This is a genomic window from Pseudoalteromonas sp. SG44-17, assembly GCF_014164235.1.
Taxonomy (GTDB): domain Bacteria; phylum Pseudomonadota; class Gammaproteobacteria; order Enterobacterales; family Alteromonadaceae; genus Pseudoalteromonas; species Pseudoalteromonas rhizosphaerae.
Genome location: NZ_JACJEV010000006.1, coordinates 53,441 through 68,652, shown reverse-complemented (window position 1 = coordinate 68,652; position 15,212 = coordinate 53,441). Strand labels below are relative to the sequence as shown.

Annotated in this window: 17 protein-coding genes; 10 read left to right on the top strand and 7 right to left on the bottom strand. The window is 41.0% G+C overall.

Annotated features, from left to right (window positions below):
- Window positions 1-48: 48 nt before the first annotated feature.
- The 3 genes from H5182_RS06620 to H5182_RS06610 all read right to left on the bottom strand — a co-directional run bounded on the left by H5182_RS06620 (window position 49) and on the right by H5182_RS06610 (window position 2,167).
- Window positions 49-258 (bottom strand): cold-shock protein, encoded by a 210-nt coding sequence (locus tag H5182_RS06620; protein WP_145238950.1) that lies wholly within the window; start codon window positions 256-258, stop codon window positions 49-51.
- Between the two features lie 447 nt (window positions 259-705).
- A complete protein-coding gene (locus tag H5182_RS06615; protein ID WP_182759745.1) occupies window positions 706-1,155 on the bottom strand; it encodes a GyrI-like domain-containing protein in 450 nt (149 codons plus the stop codon).
- Between the two features lie 142 nt (window positions 1,156-1,297).
- Window positions 1,298-2,167 (bottom strand): LysR family transcriptional regulator, encoded by an 870-nt coding sequence (locus tag H5182_RS06610; protein WP_182759744.1) that lies wholly within the window; start codon window positions 2,165-2,167, stop codon window positions 1,298-1,300.
- Window positions 2,168-2,270: 103 nt separating this feature from the next.
- Between H5182_RS06610 and H5182_RS06605 the strand changes: the two genes are divergently transcribed.
- Window positions 2,271-2,771, top strand: a complete 501-nt coding sequence (locus tag H5182_RS06605) for a lactoylglutathione lyase family protein (RefSeq protein ID WP_149980329.1) — start codon at window positions 2,271-2,273, stop codon at window positions 2,769-2,771.
- A 126-nt stretch (window positions 2,772-2,897) separates the two neighbouring features.
- Here H5182_RS06605 and H5182_RS06600 read toward each other — a convergent pair whose 3' ends face one another.
- The 4 genes from H5182_RS06600 to H5182_RS06585 are packed head-to-tail and all read right to left on the bottom strand — an operon-like array spanning window position 2,898 to window position 6,272.
- Window positions 2,898-3,632 carry a HugZ family protein gene (locus tag H5182_RS06600; protein ID WP_182717315.1) on the bottom strand — a complete coding sequence of 245 codons (735 nt, stop codon included), beginning with the start codon at window positions 3,630-3,632 and terminating at the stop codon, window positions 2,898-2,900.
- Window positions 3,629-4,420 (bottom strand): heme ABC transporter ATP-binding protein, encoded by a 792-nt coding sequence (locus tag H5182_RS06595; RefSeq protein WP_259398248.1) that lies wholly within the window; start codon window positions 4,418-4,420, stop codon window positions 3,629-3,631. Before H5182_RS06595 ends, H5182_RS06600 begins: the two co-directional genes overlap by 4 nt.
- Window positions 4,420-5,466, bottom strand: coding sequence for an iron ABC transporter permease (locus H5182_RS06590; RefSeq protein WP_145238934.1), 1,047 nt, complete (start codon window positions 5,464-5,466; stop codon window positions 4,420-4,422). Before H5182_RS06590 ends, H5182_RS06595 begins: the two co-directional genes overlap by 1 nt.
- Entirely contained in the window at window positions 5,463-6,272 is an 810-nt protein-coding gene (locus H5182_RS06585; RefSeq protein ID WP_182731997.1) for a hemin ABC transporter substrate-binding protein, read from the bottom strand. Before H5182_RS06585 ends, H5182_RS06590 begins: the two co-directional genes overlap by 4 nt.
- Window positions 6,273-6,415: 143 nt before the next feature.
- Here H5182_RS06585 and H5182_RS06580 point away from each other — a divergent pair, with 143 nt between their 5' ends.
- The 9 genes from H5182_RS06580 to H5182_RS06540 all read left to right on the top strand — a co-directional run bounded on the left by H5182_RS06580 (window position 6,416) and on the right by H5182_RS06540 (window position 15,205).
- A complete protein-coding gene (locus tag H5182_RS06580; protein ID WP_182759743.1) occupies window positions 6,416-8,497 on the top strand; it encodes a TonB-dependent hemoglobin/transferrin/lactoferrin family receptor in 2,082 nt (693 codons plus the stop codon).
- Window positions 8,498-8,858: 361 nt separating this feature from the next.
- Window positions 8,859-9,479: a fused MFS/spermidine synthase gene (locus tag H5182_RS06575; protein WP_182735482.1), complete on the top strand. Its 621-nt coding sequence runs from the start codon at window positions 8,859-8,861 to the stop codon at window positions 9,477-9,479.
- Complete coding sequence (locus H5182_RS06570) at window positions 9,472-10,356, top strand: spermidine synthase (RefSeq protein ID WP_182759742.1); 885 nt, start codon at window positions 9,472-9,474, stop codon at window positions 10,354-10,356. The genes H5182_RS06575 and H5182_RS06570 overlap by 8 nt, the downstream gene beginning before the upstream one ends.
- A gap of 294 nt (window positions 10,357-10,650) precedes the next feature.
- Window positions 10,651-11,124, top strand: a complete 474-nt coding sequence (locus tag H5182_RS06565) for a TlpA disulfide reductase family protein (RefSeq protein ID WP_182732002.1) — start codon at window positions 10,651-10,653, stop codon at window positions 11,122-11,124.
- A gap of 9 nt (window positions 11,125-11,133) precedes the next feature.
- On the top strand, window positions 11,134-11,355 hold the full coding sequence (locus H5182_RS06560; protein WP_182731994.1) for a DUF4266 domain-containing protein: 222 nt from the start codon (window positions 11,134-11,136) through the stop codon (window positions 11,353-11,355).
- A complete protein-coding gene (locus H5182_RS06555; protein WP_182731993.1) occupies window positions 11,346-12,650 on the top strand; it encodes a DUF3570 domain-containing protein in 1,305 nt (434 codons plus the stop codon). The genes H5182_RS06560 and H5182_RS06555 overlap by 10 nt, the downstream gene beginning before the upstream one ends.
- Window positions 12,651-12,674: 24 nt before the next feature.
- Window positions 12,675-13,568 carry an FAD:protein FMN transferase gene (locus tag H5182_RS06550; RefSeq protein ID WP_310741276.1) on the top strand — a complete coding sequence of 298 codons (894 nt, stop codon included), beginning with the start codon at window positions 12,675-12,677 and terminating at the stop codon, window positions 13,566-13,568.
- Between the two features lie 95 nt (window positions 13,569-13,663).
- A complete protein-coding gene (locus tag H5182_RS06545) occupies window positions 13,664-14,140 on the top strand; it encodes a MarR family winged helix-turn-helix transcriptional regulator (protein WP_182731992.1) in 477 nt (158 codons plus the stop codon).
- 3 nt (window positions 14,141-14,143) lie between these two features.
- The gene (locus H5182_RS06540) at window positions 14,144-15,205 is read left to right on the top strand and encodes an HlyD family secretion protein (RefSeq protein WP_182759741.1); all 1,062 of its coding nucleotides are present in this window, start codon (window positions 14,144-14,146) and stop codon (window positions 15,203-15,205) included.
- The last annotated feature ends 7 nt before the right edge of the window (window positions 15,206-15,212 follow it).

Genomic DNA, 15,212 nt, shown 5'->3' with positions numbered 1-15,212 from the left:
CAAACTTATAGTGCATTAACGGGTTATTACTAACCCATTAATTAAAAATTAGATGCTAACGATATTTTCAGCTTGCGGGCCTTTTTGACCTTGAGTAACAGTAAACTGTACACGTTGGCCTTCAGCTAGAGTCTTAAAGCCATCGCTTGAGATTGCGCTGAAATGAGCAAAAACGTCAGGGCCTGACTCTTGTTCAATAAAACCAAAACCTTTAGCTTCGTTAAACCATTTTACTGAACCAGTTGTTGTATTAGACATAATAGTATCCTAAGAATTAATAAAAGTGTGCCTTAATTTAGGCAATTTAACAGGAAGAAAACAAGCATTTAACTGAGGATAGCGCGAAGGATTATTACTAATAACAACGTGGTACTTACAAATAAACAGGGCTTTCTATCAACCCGATGCAGAGCAGGATAACAGTAACTTAAACCATATAACAAGCTTTATTTACTTTTCTTTTTAAAGCCAAGTTAATTTTGTGAACATATATTGATTAAATAAGAAGAGTCGTAGCCATGCTTACCGTCTCTGCATTCGCTTTGTTAAAGTGATCTAGGTATGGAGTGTAGACTTATTTTTAGTGGGATTAAATTTAGTTGAATGAGATAATATTTTTAATTGGGGAAGTGCGAAATCCCACACTCCCCCCCCCCACGAAAAAAAGGAACTCAGCGCTCATTTGAATAGCGACAGACTCCTTATTTATTCAGCAATTGCGATCGCTATTTCTACTTCAGTTGCGGTTTTATAATATTCATAGTCGCTGGTATAAGTACGAGTGTAACGACAATCATCTGAGCTAAAGTATTGCCAAATTTCACCCCATAAATCAATTATAGCGTCGGGCATTTCGCCTTCGCCACTAAAGACTAAATAACTCCCTGCGTGTGTTGTAACTGTTACTGAATCACGAAGGTTAATTGATTGCTCATCGCTACAGGCAATGACATCAAAATCACCGGTCACATCGCTCTCGTAGTTAGTGTAAACACCATAGACTTTACTGTCTTTTGTGAGTTTTGAGGTATATTTTTCGCCAAATTTTTGCCAAAGCTCAGCTATCTTTGCTGTGCCAGCATTCATTTCATTGGCATTGCATGTTCTTACTTTTAAGCCGGTTAAGGTCTTACTTGCTAGCTGTTTTACTTCCATTGAGACTATCCTTTAGCATTAATACTCAGTATTAACTTAACAGAAAAAGCATGAAGTATTTAATAAATACGCTATAAAAAGGGTTTATTTTTTGTTGGTGACTAAACCTTTTGTTGCAACGACTCCATTTTTTTGCAAACAGTTACAGCCCAGCTTTGATCACCTCGATCACTTTACTCATTCGTTTTGCCAAAGGCCGATTACGGTGATAACACACATAAATAGATTCGCTGATCGGGTGCTGTAATGGATGGACGTTAATCAACTGTGGTTTACTAAATGCACTCACAGCATGTGCCGGTAGCACAGTAAAACCTAGACCAAGGCTGACAGGTTCAAGAATTAAATTAATCTGGTTTGAAAAACCAGAGCGTTTTATTTGCTCAATGTGTTCAAATTCCGCGTAGTTTTCTCTTAACAATAATTGCGCATGATGTTTTGCATCAGGGTGAGCAATGAAGCCAAGTTCGCATAAGTTTTGCCAGCTTGGAGTTTGGTAACCGGTTGGTGTAATTAATAATAGTGCTTCTTGGCCGATTTTATGGCTGGTAACCTCGCTGAGCGTTGGGGCTTGAGTTAAAAAACCAATATCAGCATTGTGATTAGCAACGGCCTGTTCCACGCTTTCGTTTGGGGCAAAACTATAATCAATAGTGAGTGCTTTATGTTGCCCTTGTAAATCAAGTAATTGATTATAAAACTTAAGCCCGCAACTGCCTGGTGATTGAATCTTTATATTGCCACTGTAGGGTGAGTCGTCATGCAGTTGTTGCTCTAAAAACTGCCACTCTTTTAGTAACTGGCTTCCTTTTTGATATAAGCCTTGCCCTTGTGCGGTAAGGGTAAACTGCTTGCCATGGCGTTCAAGCAATGCGCAATTAACCTGCTGCTCTAACTTTTTAATGTGTTGGCTCACACCTGACTGGGTCATATAAAGGCGTTCTGCAGTTTGGGTAAAGTGATTTACTTCCACCAAGGTGCAAAAGGTATGTAACCATGTAGGATTTATCATTATAAAACGTACTCAAAATGATGATTAATGATAATTTTACTTAATACATGTCGGTTCGTAAACTAACTCCAACAACTAAGCATAGTTAAACTGGAGCATTATTATGAGTCATACCTATCCACGTAGTTTTTCGCACATTGGAATTTCGGTCCCCGATGTTGAAAAAGCCGTTGAGTTTTACACCAAAGTAATGGGTTGGTACACCATTATGGAGCCGACTTTAATTACCGAAGATAAAAGCCCAATAGGCGAAATGTGTACTGAAGTATTTGGTGAACAATGGGAAAAATTTAAAATAGCGCACCTTTCAACAGGTGATCGTATTGGTGTAGAAATTTTTGAGTTTAAAAATCAAGAAAACCCAGCTGACAACTTTGAATACTGGAAAACCGGTATATTCCATTTTTGTGTTCAAGATCCAGATGTAGAAGGCCTTGCTGAGCGTATTGTTGAAGCTGGCGGTAAAAAGCGTATGGAAGCACCCCGTTACTACTACCCAGGTGAAAAACCGTATCGCATGATCTACATGGAAGACCCGTTTGGTAACATTCTCGAGATTTACAGCCACAGTTATGAGCTTATTTACAGCGCAGGTGCATACTAAATTAATTGGCATCAGTGTTAAATTGTAACAGCCGCAGCTTAGTTACTGCGACCTCTGATACCGAAAATGCACTACTGGGTTAGTAGTGCTAAGCGTTATAACCACACATGTGATTTATTTGTTTTCTTATGCTGGCTCTTCTATGCTATTGCGAGCATTTGTGGTTAAGGCAACAAGCGCTTTTCGCACTGCTTGTGGTGTCTCGCACACGTTTTCAAAGCTAATAAAATAATTACGTTGTTGGCTTTGAATATAAAACCCCTGTGGCAGTATGCCACTCATAACCGGTGCATTATCTGATACGCAATAATGCTGAGCTAATATTAGAGCCATTGCATTTTGATGATCTTCATTCATGTGGGTGATCATGCTTTGTTCTTGATCTTCGTCCCAGCTTTTAGCAGCGCTTTGCCACTCATCTTTTTCAAGCCAAAATATTTTCCCAAAGCCGCCAATAAAGCGAACTCGCACAACATCTAATTGCCATAATTTAAAGTCGTGGGCGTTCCGATAACTGTCAGCTTCTGGGTATAACGCTATGTATTTGTTAAGCAGTATTTCGGCCTGAGGGCCTGCAACTTCACAACCATCGCCCACCAATGTGACTCGGCCATGCTCGTTTTGGTCGCCACGGTCAGCGGCATCAAAAATAGTTAAGCTCATACGAGAATCGTGCTTTAAGTTTTTAGTGTGTTGGGCTATATCGCTAATAAAAAAGTAGATGCGGCCTTGCTCATCACACATATAAGGGGTTACCGAACCAAACGGATAACCTCTTAAGTTGTAAGAAATAGTCGACATAACACCAGCATGGGTTTTAAAAACCAGCTTTTGTGCATCGCTTAATGCTTGCTCTCTCATGAAAACTCCTGACGTTGAGAAAAAACCATGGGTGCATTGTTATATGGATGAGAATTAACATGCAGTTTCATGGCGTACATTTGTTGTAAATTAGATTCTGTAAGTACTGTGTTTATTGGCCCGCTATCGAGTACTTTTTGATCGTGTAATAAAATAGCGTTGGTTGCGTAAAGGCTGGCCAAATTTAAATCGTGAATAGCTATAATGGCACTGTTACCCTGCTCTACAAATGCTTTAACACAACTCAATAGAGCATGTTGATGGCGCATATCTAGTGCTGATGTAGGTTCATCAAGCAGCATCAATTTAGGCTTGGTATGAGTAGAAAAAGCATCTAATTGAGCCAAAGTACGCGCCATATGAACGCGCTGTTGCTCACCGCCTGAAAGCTTACTGACACGGCGGGATAAGTACTGGGTTAAGTCCATGAGTGCGGCATACTTGTGGACTTTTTCAGCTTGCATTTTAAGAGACTCGGCATAGGGGTAGCGTCCCATTGCAATGAGCTCAAATACACTAAAATCAAAGCCAACAAGATTGCTTTGCATCATTACTGCTCGTTGAGTGGCTAAGTGTGCTTGAGACAATGTACTCAGAGGATAATTGTTAAACCGTACTTCGCCTTTAAAGTCATAATGCCCGGCTAAAGCATGCAGCAGTGTTGATTTTCCTGCGCCATTTTCGCCTATCAGTGCTACTAGTTGAGCTTTTGCAATGTGCCCACTTATGTTTTTTAAAACACTGTGATTGCCAAAACCAACACTTAGGTTATTAAAAGTAATCATCATTACCCTCGCTTAGTTTTAATGATCAGATAAATAAACAAAGGTGCGCCAAGTAGCGCGGTAATAATACCAATGGGTAACTCTGCAGGCATAACAACTAAACGTGCTAACCAGTCAGAAAGCAGCAGCACAACAACGCCTAATAACATGCACAGCGGTAACATTTTACGTAAATGCGGGCCAACCATTAAACGGGCAATGTGTGGCACAACTAAGCCAACAAAACCTATCAAGCCAGTAAGGGCTACAACGGCACCAACACCTAATGCCACGAGTATAATTACATACAGTTTAAGCTTGTCTGTGTTGACACCTAAATACTGTGCTTGAGACTCGCCAATCAATAGTAAGTTCATCGGTTCTTTGAGTCGCCACAGACCAAGAATACTCAGTAGCAATAATGGTGTTGCTTGAGTTATGGCATCCCAATTGGCACCACCTAATGAGCCCATCGTCCAGTAGTTAATTAATCTAAGCGCACTATCGTCAGCGAAATAGCTTAATAAGCCAATAACAGCAAAGGATAAAGAATTGATCGCAACCCCCACTAAAATTAGTGTGGTTATATTGACCTGCCTATGCTGCTTAGCAATTAAATACACTAAAGAGGTCACTAACAATGCTCCTAAAAATGCGGCATAAGGTAAATAGTATTGAGCATTAAAATTAAACTGGGCGCTAAATGCTATAAAGGCGACCGCGACCATGGCTGCGCCTGCGCTAATACCAATAATTGATGGATCAGCCAAAGGATTACGACACAAAGCTTGCGTTGCAGCGCCAGTTTGGGCAAGCACTAAGCCAACCAATACAGCTAGTACAAATCGAGGTAGACGTATTTGCGTGACCACATTGATTTGCAGCGCATCAAATTGATTAAAATACTCTGGGGCAATCCATGCGATGGCTAAACGCCAATCCCAGCCTGCGGGGCCATATCCTATGCTCAGTAGTGCTAGAGCAAAAATACACACAGTAATTAGCAGCATCCACTTTTGGTTTGCAGTTATAGAAACAGGCTTAAAACGGCTCAAAGTTAATGTGTTCATAAGGTAGCTTTATAGTCGCTTAATTCTTTAATACCCGTGGCTATGCGCGGCGACATTCCCAGTGATAGCAGGCTATCCATCACCAATAATCGGCACTGCTTTGCAGCTGTTAATAAGCGCAGTGTTGGTTGATTACAAAAAGCCTCTTTACCGCCAAGGCTATAAACAACATGGGCTGGTGCGATTAAAAAATCGGGCTGTTTTACGGCAAGTACTTCGTTATTTATTACTTTAAAACCTTTGTGCGTAGCGCCTAAATTAGTGACTCCAGCATAATCAAGTAATAAGTCAGCAACCGTGTCAGTGCCCGCAGCAACAAGCCCGCGCTCATTAGCTGAGAGTAAAAATAAAGCGCTGTGTGTTTCGATGCTCGCTTTTGGAGGTAATGAATTTTTTATTTGGGCTACGAGGACTTGGGCTTTGTCGTTCGCATTTAAGTCTTTACCAAGGCGTTTAACAAGATTTAGTAAGTCATTAATTGAGTTGGGTTTTTTATAGTGGATAAGCTCTACACCAGTGGCTTCTATTTGTGCAAGCGCTTGTGCTCGTCCTGCTCCTTCAAGTGCTAAGAGTTTAGTTGGGCGCACCGAAAGTACACCTTCTGCGGCTAAATCACGGTAATAACCAATTTGATCGAGCTGTGTCGCTTGTTTTGGATATAGGCTCGATTGATCCACCGCGACAAGGGTATCTTGCTTATCTAAGGCAAAAATAATTTCAGTTAATGTACCGCCAGCACTCACTATACGCTCCTGCGCGCTTAGGGGGGGAACAGTCAATAAAATCAATATAAAAAGGTATCTCATAAAAAAACTCCAATCATTATTTTCGATTATTATACTCAACTAAATGCAAATGAAAACGATTATCATAAATAATTGATCTTGTTTTTAGTTAGTTGTAACATCCCTCCCCTACTAAATAACAACAATTATCATTTGGAGTTAATGTGAATTTTCCTTCTTTTCAACTTACTGCTTTAGCAACGTTACTACTTGGTTCGGGCTCTGCCATTGCCGAGGAGATAATTGGTGAGCATATTGTTGTCAGCGGTTCTCGGTTTGAACAAAAACTTGAAGACGTAACAGGCTCTGTAACTGTGATTACAGAGCAAGACATAGAACGTAAATTGGCTGTTGATTTACAAACAATGTTTCGTTATGACCCCAGTATATCAAGCACGGGCAGTGGCTCTGCGGCTCAAACGCTTTCAATTAGAGGAGTCGGTGGTAACCGCGTGGTGTTTATTAAAGATGGCCGTCGAACTAACGATGGTTATGCTGGCGGAGACGGCTATTTGGTTGGTCGTAGCTATTTTGATGTCGCTGGGATAAAGCAAGTTGAAGTCGCCAAGGGAGCCGCGTCTTCATTGTATGGTTCAGATGCACTGGGTGGTATTGTGGTTATCACCACTAAAGATCCGAGCGATTATTTATTAAACGAAAATAGTTTTGCTCAAGTGGCGCTTGGATATCAAGGTCAGAGTAATCAAATGTCGGTAGATATTACTGCGGCTAAAGATTTGGGAGATTTAGGTGTTAGTGCCGTTTATAGCCACCGAGATAGCGAAGAAGTACAAAACTTTACTGAAAACCTACCTGGTTATGATGCTAAATCAGATTCGTTATTGGTTAAACTAGAGCAGCAACTTGATGAAAAGCGCACGTTAAAATACACCTTAGATTATTTTAATCAAACTACTGAACAAGTAATCACCAAAGCGAGCCAAGAAACTAAAGACGAAAATACTAATTGGTCGCTAGCGCTGGATTACGACTCAAAAGCGGCCACAGCAGCGTTTGATCAATGGCATTGGCAAGTATCGTTTAGTCGTTATGAGCAGCAAAGTGATCAAATTAGTGCTACAGCAGCGCATACCGATTACAACGACTATGGCTTTGAACAAGATATTTTAGGGTTAAGGGCTGTATTTAATAAAAAAATAGCCTTACAAGATGCGACCCACAACTTTGTTTATGGTGCTGACGTAGATATATACGATACAACACGTCCACGTTATAAAACACGCTTATTGGCTGATGGAACAGTCGATTTTACAGATCAAAAACAAAAAGCTTTTCCTGGCGCTGATACCTCTTTAGTGGGCGTTTTTATGCAAGACAATATTAAATTTGCAAATAGCGCGTGGTCTTTGATTGCAGGTGTACGCTTTGATTATTATTCATTAGCAGCTAAAGATGATGAGCTTTATAGCGATGCTGAGCTTGATGACATTACCGAATCTGCGTTTTCACCAAAACTTGGGATGATTTATCAAGTTAATGATAATTTATCTTGGTATGGGCAATATGTACGTGGTTTTAAAATTCCCCCGCATGATCAAGCGTATCAAAGCCATGGTGTTGAACCATTTTATCAAATATTACCAAACGCATATTTAGCACCCGAAAGCAGCGACTCATATGAGCTTGGCATGCGCTTTTCTGGTAATGATATCAACGTTACTTTAAGCGCATTTTACGCCGCTTATGATGACTTTATTGATGTTGCAATTGCAGGTGTTGAGCCAACGTTCATACCGAATGTAAATAAAACTTTTTACCAATACCAAAATATTAGTGAAACACAGATCAGCGGTGTTGAAGCGAGCTTGTTGATGCATGTAAGCGATAATGTTTTAGTTGAGGCAAATATTGCATATGTTGAAGGCGAAAACAAAGAAACAGACGAGCCGTTAACCAGTATCAGTCCATTAAACGGTTCAATACAATTAACAACAGCACTTGGCGATATTGATTGGACCGCAGCATGGCGCTTTGCTAAATCACAGTCTGATGTAGTGCGAGATGCAAGTGGTGATAAAACAACGCAAGGATATGGTTACGGTATTGTGGATTTATACGCAAGTTATGAATGGCAAACATGGCAGCTAAATATTGGTGTAATTAACCTACTAGATAAAAAATATGTACCCTTTGAACTGATTGCAGGGCAATCTCAGGGGGCTGATTTTAGCCAATATACCCAGCCCGGGCGTAACTTTTCTGCCCGCGTAAGTTATCAGTTTTAAAAGGTAATCAACGCTGCGCGTAGGTGCAGCGTTTTAACCTTACTGCTTTTTTACTTATTCATTGAGCCTTTGCCTAGATGATATAAAAGAGTCGTGGTTTTAAAGTTAATAAAGGCTGTAAAGGGGGTTAACAGTTACTAAACAACATGCATCATATTTGCGCATTAATACTTTTGCAGGCTAGTGAAATTAATCCCTATTCTCTGATGGCTGACTTTATGTTGCCCCATAACTAAAGTGAGACTGTCTTGGTTTATAAAAGTAGCTTTGAGTTATGTTGGCTCGATTAATTATTACACTGGCGGCTATGTTTACATCACGTTAGTATAGTGCTTCAAATAAGTTACAAAATGATAATTACATGACTTTAAAAACCAATGCTTTAATTTATTTTTTAGCCTTTACTAGCGGCTTTAGTATTATGGGAATAGAACTACTTGGCGGGCGAATTTTAGCGCCTTTTTTTGGTAGTAGTGTGCATATTTGGGGCAGTATTATTACTGTGTTTATGCTCAGCTTATCGTTTGGCTATTTATTGGGAGGAAAGCTTTCAATTCGCCAGCCTTCGTTAACCAAATATGGTTTAATATTTTTAGTTGCCAGTATTATGGTGCTGCCCATTGCATTATTTGCCCAGCCAATTATGGCGTATATTTTTTCTCACATAGAAGACAGCCGTTATGGCTCGTTATTGGCCTCTACAGCGTTGTTTTTTGTCCCTACTATTATTTTAGGCATGATTTCGCCTTACTCTGTGCGTTTATTAGTGACCGATAGCGAGCACAGCGGCCAAGTCGCTGGCGGCTTGTATTTTGTCAGCACCTTAGGCAGTGCCTTAGGGACTATTATTACCTCGTTTTACATGGTGCTAGCGTTTGATGTGAATACCATTATTTTGGGTTTCGCGACGACATTAGGGCTATTAGGTTTATTGGCAATTGGCGTAAATCAATTAGCTAACAAGGAGAAACACAATGTTTAAGTATTTGCTCGTGACCTTACTGTTAATTGGGTTTAGCAGCCAAGCTAAGGTGATCCATCAAGAGCGGTCGCTTTATCGTAATATTTTAGTTGAAGAGACCGGCGATTTACGCTGTTTAAAGTTTGACGAAAAAGCCCGTAAAAGCAGTCAAAGTTGCATATATAAAAGCAACCCACAAAAGCTAGTGTTTAATTATACCAAACTCACTTTTGCCAGTTTACTACTGATAGACAATCCAAAAAATGTACTTATTATCGGGCTTGGCGGCGGCACCTTATCAAATGTGATCAGCGAGCTATACCCTGACGCCATGATTGAAAATGTTGAAATTGATCCCGCAGTTATAAAAGTGGCGCGTGATTATTTTGCTTTTAAAGAGAACGATAAAGTCACTTCGAAAGTACAAGATGGGCGTATTTTTATTAAACGCGCAGCAATCCAACAAGCCAAGTATGACTGGATTATTCTTGATGCATTTAATGGTGATTACATCCCTGAGCATTTACTTACTAAAGAGTTTTTTGCGGAAGTGAAAAGTGTACTGGCTGATGGTGGCGTAGTAGCGGCAAATACCTTTTCATCAAGCAAACTTTATGAGCATGAATCTGCCACTTATGAAGCGGTATTTGGTGACTTTATTAATGTGAGCACTGAGAAAAATAGTAATCGAATTATTTTAGCTGGCTTTAATAAATTTCCAAGTCCTGTGCAGCTAGCACAGCGAATAAAAAAGCTAACCCCGTTATTAGCCCCCTATCGCGTTGATATCAAAGCGGTGAGCGAAGGGATGATTTCGACCAAAGATAATAAAGACTGGCCTAGCGATACAAAAGTACTCACTGATCAGTACTCACCCGCAAACTTACTCAATTTCTAAAGTTTACGGCCATTTTTACTACACTTAGGCCAGCTTGCTGGCCATCAAAGCTAACTGCTAATTCCCCCTTTTTAAGTTAATACCCGATTAAATTTCTAATCGAATTTTCCCTCATAGATTAGTTTAAGGTTCCTGCTGCTGCACTGATAGATAGTGTGCTTTGAGCGAAAGTTATAGTTAGGCTTGTCTTAAGTATTTCTTAAGAATTGCCTGCTATTGTTAAACTAATTATTTTTCTAGGTATTTTTAGGGGCTTAAAAAGTGGTGATTATTTCTCGGTCTGTATCACGGTTTATGCTTGTGACTGCACTTTTTACTGCTATGGCGAGTGCGCCAGTGTTAAGTAAAGAAACCGTTGTGCCAGTTATCTCCAGTCAGCAACAACTAACCGATAAGTTAGCAGAGCTTAAAGGCCAAGTGGTATTTTTAGATTTTTGGGCTTCGTGGTGTACACCTTGTCGTAAGTCTTTTCCTTGGCTTAATGAAATGCAAACAAAATACCAATCGCAAGGCTTTACGGTGTTGGCAGTTAACTTAGATGTTGAGCATCAAGATGCGGTTGATTTTTTAGCACACACTCCTGCTGATTTTCCTATTATTTATGATCCTGATGCACTAATAGGCAAACAATTCGATTTACTCGGTATGCCAAGTAGTTATGTGTATGGCCGTGATGGCAAAATAAAATATCGCCATATTGGCTTTAAGAACAGTAAAAAAGCGCAATACGAGCAAGAAATAACTCAGTTATTAGCCGTTCAGCCTTAAGAGGTAATGATGAAAAAATTAATAAAAAATAGTCTCCTAACGATGTTAATACTATCTGCAACTGGGTGTGTCAGTATTGGCGTAGAACCGTGGCAACGAGATCTATTAGCTAAAGATGAAATGTCACTCAGTGGCGGATTAGATGCTGCGGTTGACGATCATATTTACTTTAGTAAAGAAGCCTCCAGTGGTGGACGCAGCTTTGGTGGTGGAGGCTGCGGATGCAACTAGTCGACTCACAAACCGAAAAGAACCAAACCAGTAATATTGCTTCAGCACTAGGGCTGGCTGCTTGCGCATTACTAGGCACAGCGCCTGCAGAGGCGCAAATAAACAAAGATTGGCAGTTTGACACCGCTGTGTTGTATTACGGTGAAACAGATCGTGTTATGGCAACAGAGGCGATGATCAACGCCAATAAAGAATTTGCTGACGAGCACTTTTTAAATTTACGGCTAACCTTAGATACATTAACGGGTGCCTCAGCAAATGGCGCGGTAGCACAACCGAATGTACAAACATTTACCCGTCCTTCAGGCAATGGCCAGTATGATATTCAGCCTGGTGAAACACCGCTGGATGATACCTTTCGTGATACGCGTGTACAGCTTAATGCCCAGTGGACTCAACCCTTGGCGCAGGATTATACCGTCAGTGGTGGCGTGCATATTTCAAAAGAGTATGATTATTTATCGTTAGGTGTTAATGGTAACTTAGCCATCGACTTTAATAAAAAGAACACTACTTTGTCGTTGGGCGGCAGTTATTTTAGCGATACCTTTACCCCCGAAGGTGGTATCCCGAAAGCATTTGCATCTATGCCAATTGGTGACAGTGAAAGTGCGGCTTGGGACGACACTTTTAACAGTACGCGACGCACAGATCAAGATGATAAAACGACCACCGATTTACTTGTCGGTGTTACGCAAATCATCAACCGTAGAATGCTAATGCAGTTTAACTATTCATATTCAATGGTGGATGGTTACCAAACGGATCCGTTTAAAGTGCTTAGTGTGGTAAATAATGATGGTTTAACACAAGATTATCAATACGAGAACCGCCCTGATGAACGTACCAAGCAAAGCCTATATTGGCAAACCAAATACCATTTTGACAACAGTATTGTTGACCTTTCATATCGTTATATGTGGGATGACTGGGAGATAACATCGCATACGGTTGATTCACGTTGGCGTCTATTACTGGGGGACGACAGTTACCTAGAACCGCATTTTCGCTACTATCAGCAATCGGCGGCAGAGTTCTATCAGCCATTTTTAAATGCAGCAGCGCCTTTGCCGCAGTTTGCTAGTGCTGATTATCGTATTGGTGAAATGGATACTTACACGCTGGGTTTAGAATACGGTACTAAGCTTAGTAATGGCCACAGTATGTCGGTACGTGCTGAATATTACACTCAGCAGCCTACCAATAATGGGTTTGAGCAACCTGGTGCGCTGGCATCACTTGATTTATTCCCAAGTGTGGATGCGGTAGTGCTACAATTTAGTTATTCATTCTAACGAGTTATAGGTTAAGTTACTAACGTGGCTGCACAAGCAATATCAATTCATCCGCAAGCCGCTGGACTAAGTGTAAAATTTAACGCTATGGCCAGCCCTTGTGAATTGTTAGTCGATAGCGTCGATCAGCGGCTTGGCGAGCAACTTGGGCAGCTGGTTGCAAACGAAGTGTGGCGTATTGAACAGAAATACAGTCGTTACAATACTCAAAGTGTTTGCTCTGCTATAAATCAAAGCCAAGGGCTGCCACTTGCCATCGATGACGAAACCTATGCTTTACTTAATTTTGCCAAGCTATGCTTTGATTTAAGCGACGGGCTGTTTGATATTAGCTCGGGTATTTTACGGCGTGTATGGCATTTTGATTGTTCCGACAACCTGCCAACTCCGGCACAAATAAGTGCATTATTGCCTAATATCGGTTTCAACAAAATTGTGTTTGATCAGTCCAGTATTACCTTGCCTAAAGGTATGGAGCTTGATTTTGGAGGGATTGGCAAAGAGTATGCAGTTGATAAATGCATTCAGTTACTCCAAGCACACAGCCCTGTTGCAGCGTTAGTTAATTTAGGGGGCGACTTAGCTGTCACCACTGAGCGTAGTGACGGGCAAGCCTGGCAAATTGGCATTGAACATCCGGGCTTTGTACAACAACAAACTATGGTGGTGTCTTTGCGCAGCGGCGCTATGGCAACCAGTGGCGATGCCAAGCGTTATTTATTAAAAGACGGCATTCGTTATAGCCATATTCTTAACCCTCGCACTGGCTGTTCGATCACTGATGCACCGCGCTCTGTTACCGTCGCTGCGCCGCAATGTATACAAGCAGGCATGTTAGCAACTCTGGCCATGCTACAAGGTCGCGATGCGCAGATATTGCTCGATTCACAACCCCTCCCCCATTGGATCATTCGCTAATTTGCTCAACACAGAGATATTAAATCGTTTCGATATTTACTTAGCATGCTAAGTAATGTTAAACTAGTTAGCATGCTAAGTAACTAGGTACTATTATGATTTCATCACCTCCTTTTCATGAAACTTTAGATTTAAGTTTATGCGGTAGCATGGGGCGCGTTTTTCGACTCTGTCGCGATGCCGTTACTCTCGCTGTTGAGCCTTTAGGGTTAACACAATCTCGTTGGACTGCGATGATCCATATCCATCATTTAAAACAAGGTGTTACACAACAAGAACTGGCTAGCAGTTTGGGGATTGAAATGCCTTCACTAACGCGAACAGTTAAACAGTTAGAGCAACAAGCGATTATTGTCCGTCGCATTGACAGCGATGATAAACGTAGTCGTAAAATCTATTTTACTGAGCAAGGATTACTATTATTAGATGCGCTTAGAGACATTATGGCTGAAGTTAAAACACAACTTTATGCAGAACTTACAACGCAGCAGCTTGATACTATGGCCTATGGTTTAGTGCAAATGGAAGCCAATGCTCGACGTTGTATTAGCCACTTTTCTGGAGAGAAATAATTCATGACACCGGATCAGAAATTTGCCCGCTATGTAAAAATATCATTAGTTGGGTTTATTTTATTGTTCGCTTACTTTGTCGTTGCCGATATGTTTTTACCGGTTACTCCGCAAGCGCGCGTATATCACCCTGTAGTACAAGTAACGCCACAAGTAAGTGGCCGCGTGAACCTAGTATTGGTGAATAATAATCAAGCGATTAAAGCGGGTGAAGCGCTATTTTTAATAGAAGCAGCCCCTTTTAAATTAGCACTAGAGCAAGCACAACTGGCTTATGCTGATGCGCAGTTGCAAAACCAGCGCTTAGATAGCAGTGTTAAAGCGATACAGGCTCAGCTAGCTGCTGGAAATGCCAAGCTGCATGAGCAACAGTTGTTATTTGATCGCAGTGAATTGTTATTGAAAAAACGGTCTATTTCGGAGCAAGAATACGAAACAATTAGTGCTAATTATCAATCAAGTCAAGCGAATGTCGCAGCTATTGAAGCACAGTTAACCGAGGCAAAACTGGCGCGTGGACAATTAGGCGAAGACAACCTAGCATTACGCCACGCGCAAAACCAACTGGCACAAGCGAAGCTCAATTTATCATACAGCATAGTGACTGCTGATGCTGATGGTAAAGTCGCAAACTTGCAAGTAAGCACCGGAACATTTGCTAATAAAGGTCAACCGATGTTAGCTATTGTGGCCAATAAAGCTGATTTAGTGGCTGATTTTCGTGAAAAATCGTTAGTTAATATCAAAGTGGGCAGCAAAGCAAAAGTAACGTTTGATGCTCTGCCAGGCCAAGTATTTGCAGCTACAGTGAGCTCTTTTGAAGCTGGCGTAAGTAATGGGCAGCTCAATGCTAATGGCTTATTAAGCAGTACTGAAAGCAGTAATCGCTGGGTTCGTGATGCGCAGCGCCAACGTATTCACATTGATTTAGAGCAAGCACAGCTATTAAGTAAACTACCTAGTGGTGCACGTGCAACAGTGCAGCTACTGCCTGAGTCAGTAATTGGGCAATGGTTTGGTGTCATGCAAATTCGCTTTATCAGTTTACTGCATTACATTTACTAATAAGGCT

What these genes read in the sequence shown, in the direction of transcription:
- H5182_RS06620 (WP_145238950.1), bottom strand. Translation starts at nt 258, where the DNA reads ATGTCTAATACAACAACTGGTTCAGTAAAATGGTTTAACGAAGCTAAA.
- H5182_RS06610 (WP_182759744.1), bottom strand. Translation starts at nt 2,167, where the DNA reads ATGATAAATCCTACATGGTTACATACCTTTTGCACCTTGGTGGAAGTA.
- H5182_RS06600 (WP_182717315.1), bottom strand. Translation starts at nt 3,632, where the DNA reads ATGAGAGAGCAAGCATTAAGCGATGCACAAAAGCTGGTTTTTAAAACC.
- H5182_RS06555 (WP_182731993.1), top strand. Translation starts at nt 11,346, where the DNA reads ATGCAACTAGTCGACTCACAAACCGAAAAGAACCAAACCAGTAATATT.
- H5182_RS06585 (WP_182731997.1), bottom strand. Translation starts at nt 6,272, where the DNA reads ATGAGATACCTTTTTATATTGATTTTATTGACTGTTCCCCCCCTAAGC.
- H5182_RS06595 (WP_259398248.1), bottom strand. Translation starts at nt 4,420, where the DNA reads ATGATGATTACTTTTAATAACCTAAGTGTTGGTTTTGGCAATCACAGT.
- H5182_RS06560 (WP_182731994.1), top strand. Translation starts at nt 11,134, where the DNA reads ATGAAAAAATTAATAAAAAATAGTCTCCTAACGATGTTAATACTATCT.
- H5182_RS06545 (WP_182731992.1), top strand. Translation starts at nt 13,664, where the DNA reads ATGATTTCATCACCTCCTTTTCATGAAACTTTAGATTTAAGTTTATGC.
- H5182_RS06590 (WP_145238934.1), bottom strand. Translation starts at nt 5,466, where the DNA reads ATGAACACATTAACTTTGAGCCGTTTTAAGCCTGTTTCTATAACTGCA.
- H5182_RS06615 (WP_182759745.1), bottom strand. Translation starts at nt 1,155, where the DNA reads ATGGAAGTAAAACAGCTAGCAAGTAAGACCTTAACCGGCTTAAAAGTA.
- H5182_RS06605 (WP_149980329.1), top strand. Translation starts at nt 2,271, where the DNA reads ATGAGTCATACCTATCCACGTAGTTTTTCGCACATTGGAATTTCGGTC.
- H5182_RS06540 (WP_182759741.1), top strand. Translation starts at nt 14,144, where the DNA reads ATGACACCGGATCAGAAATTTGCCCGCTATGTAAAAATATCATTAGTT.
- H5182_RS06575 (WP_182735482.1), top strand. Translation starts at nt 8,859, where the DNA reads ATGACTTTAAAAACCAATGCTTTAATTTATTTTTTAGCCTTTACTAGC.
- H5182_RS06565 (WP_182732002.1), top strand. Translation starts at nt 10,651, where the DNA reads ATGCTTGTGACTGCACTTTTTACTGCTATGGCGAGTGCGCCAGTGTTA.
- H5182_RS06570 (WP_182759742.1), top strand. Translation starts at nt 9,472, where the DNA reads ATGTTTAAGTATTTGCTCGTGACCTTACTGTTAATTGGGTTTAGCAGC.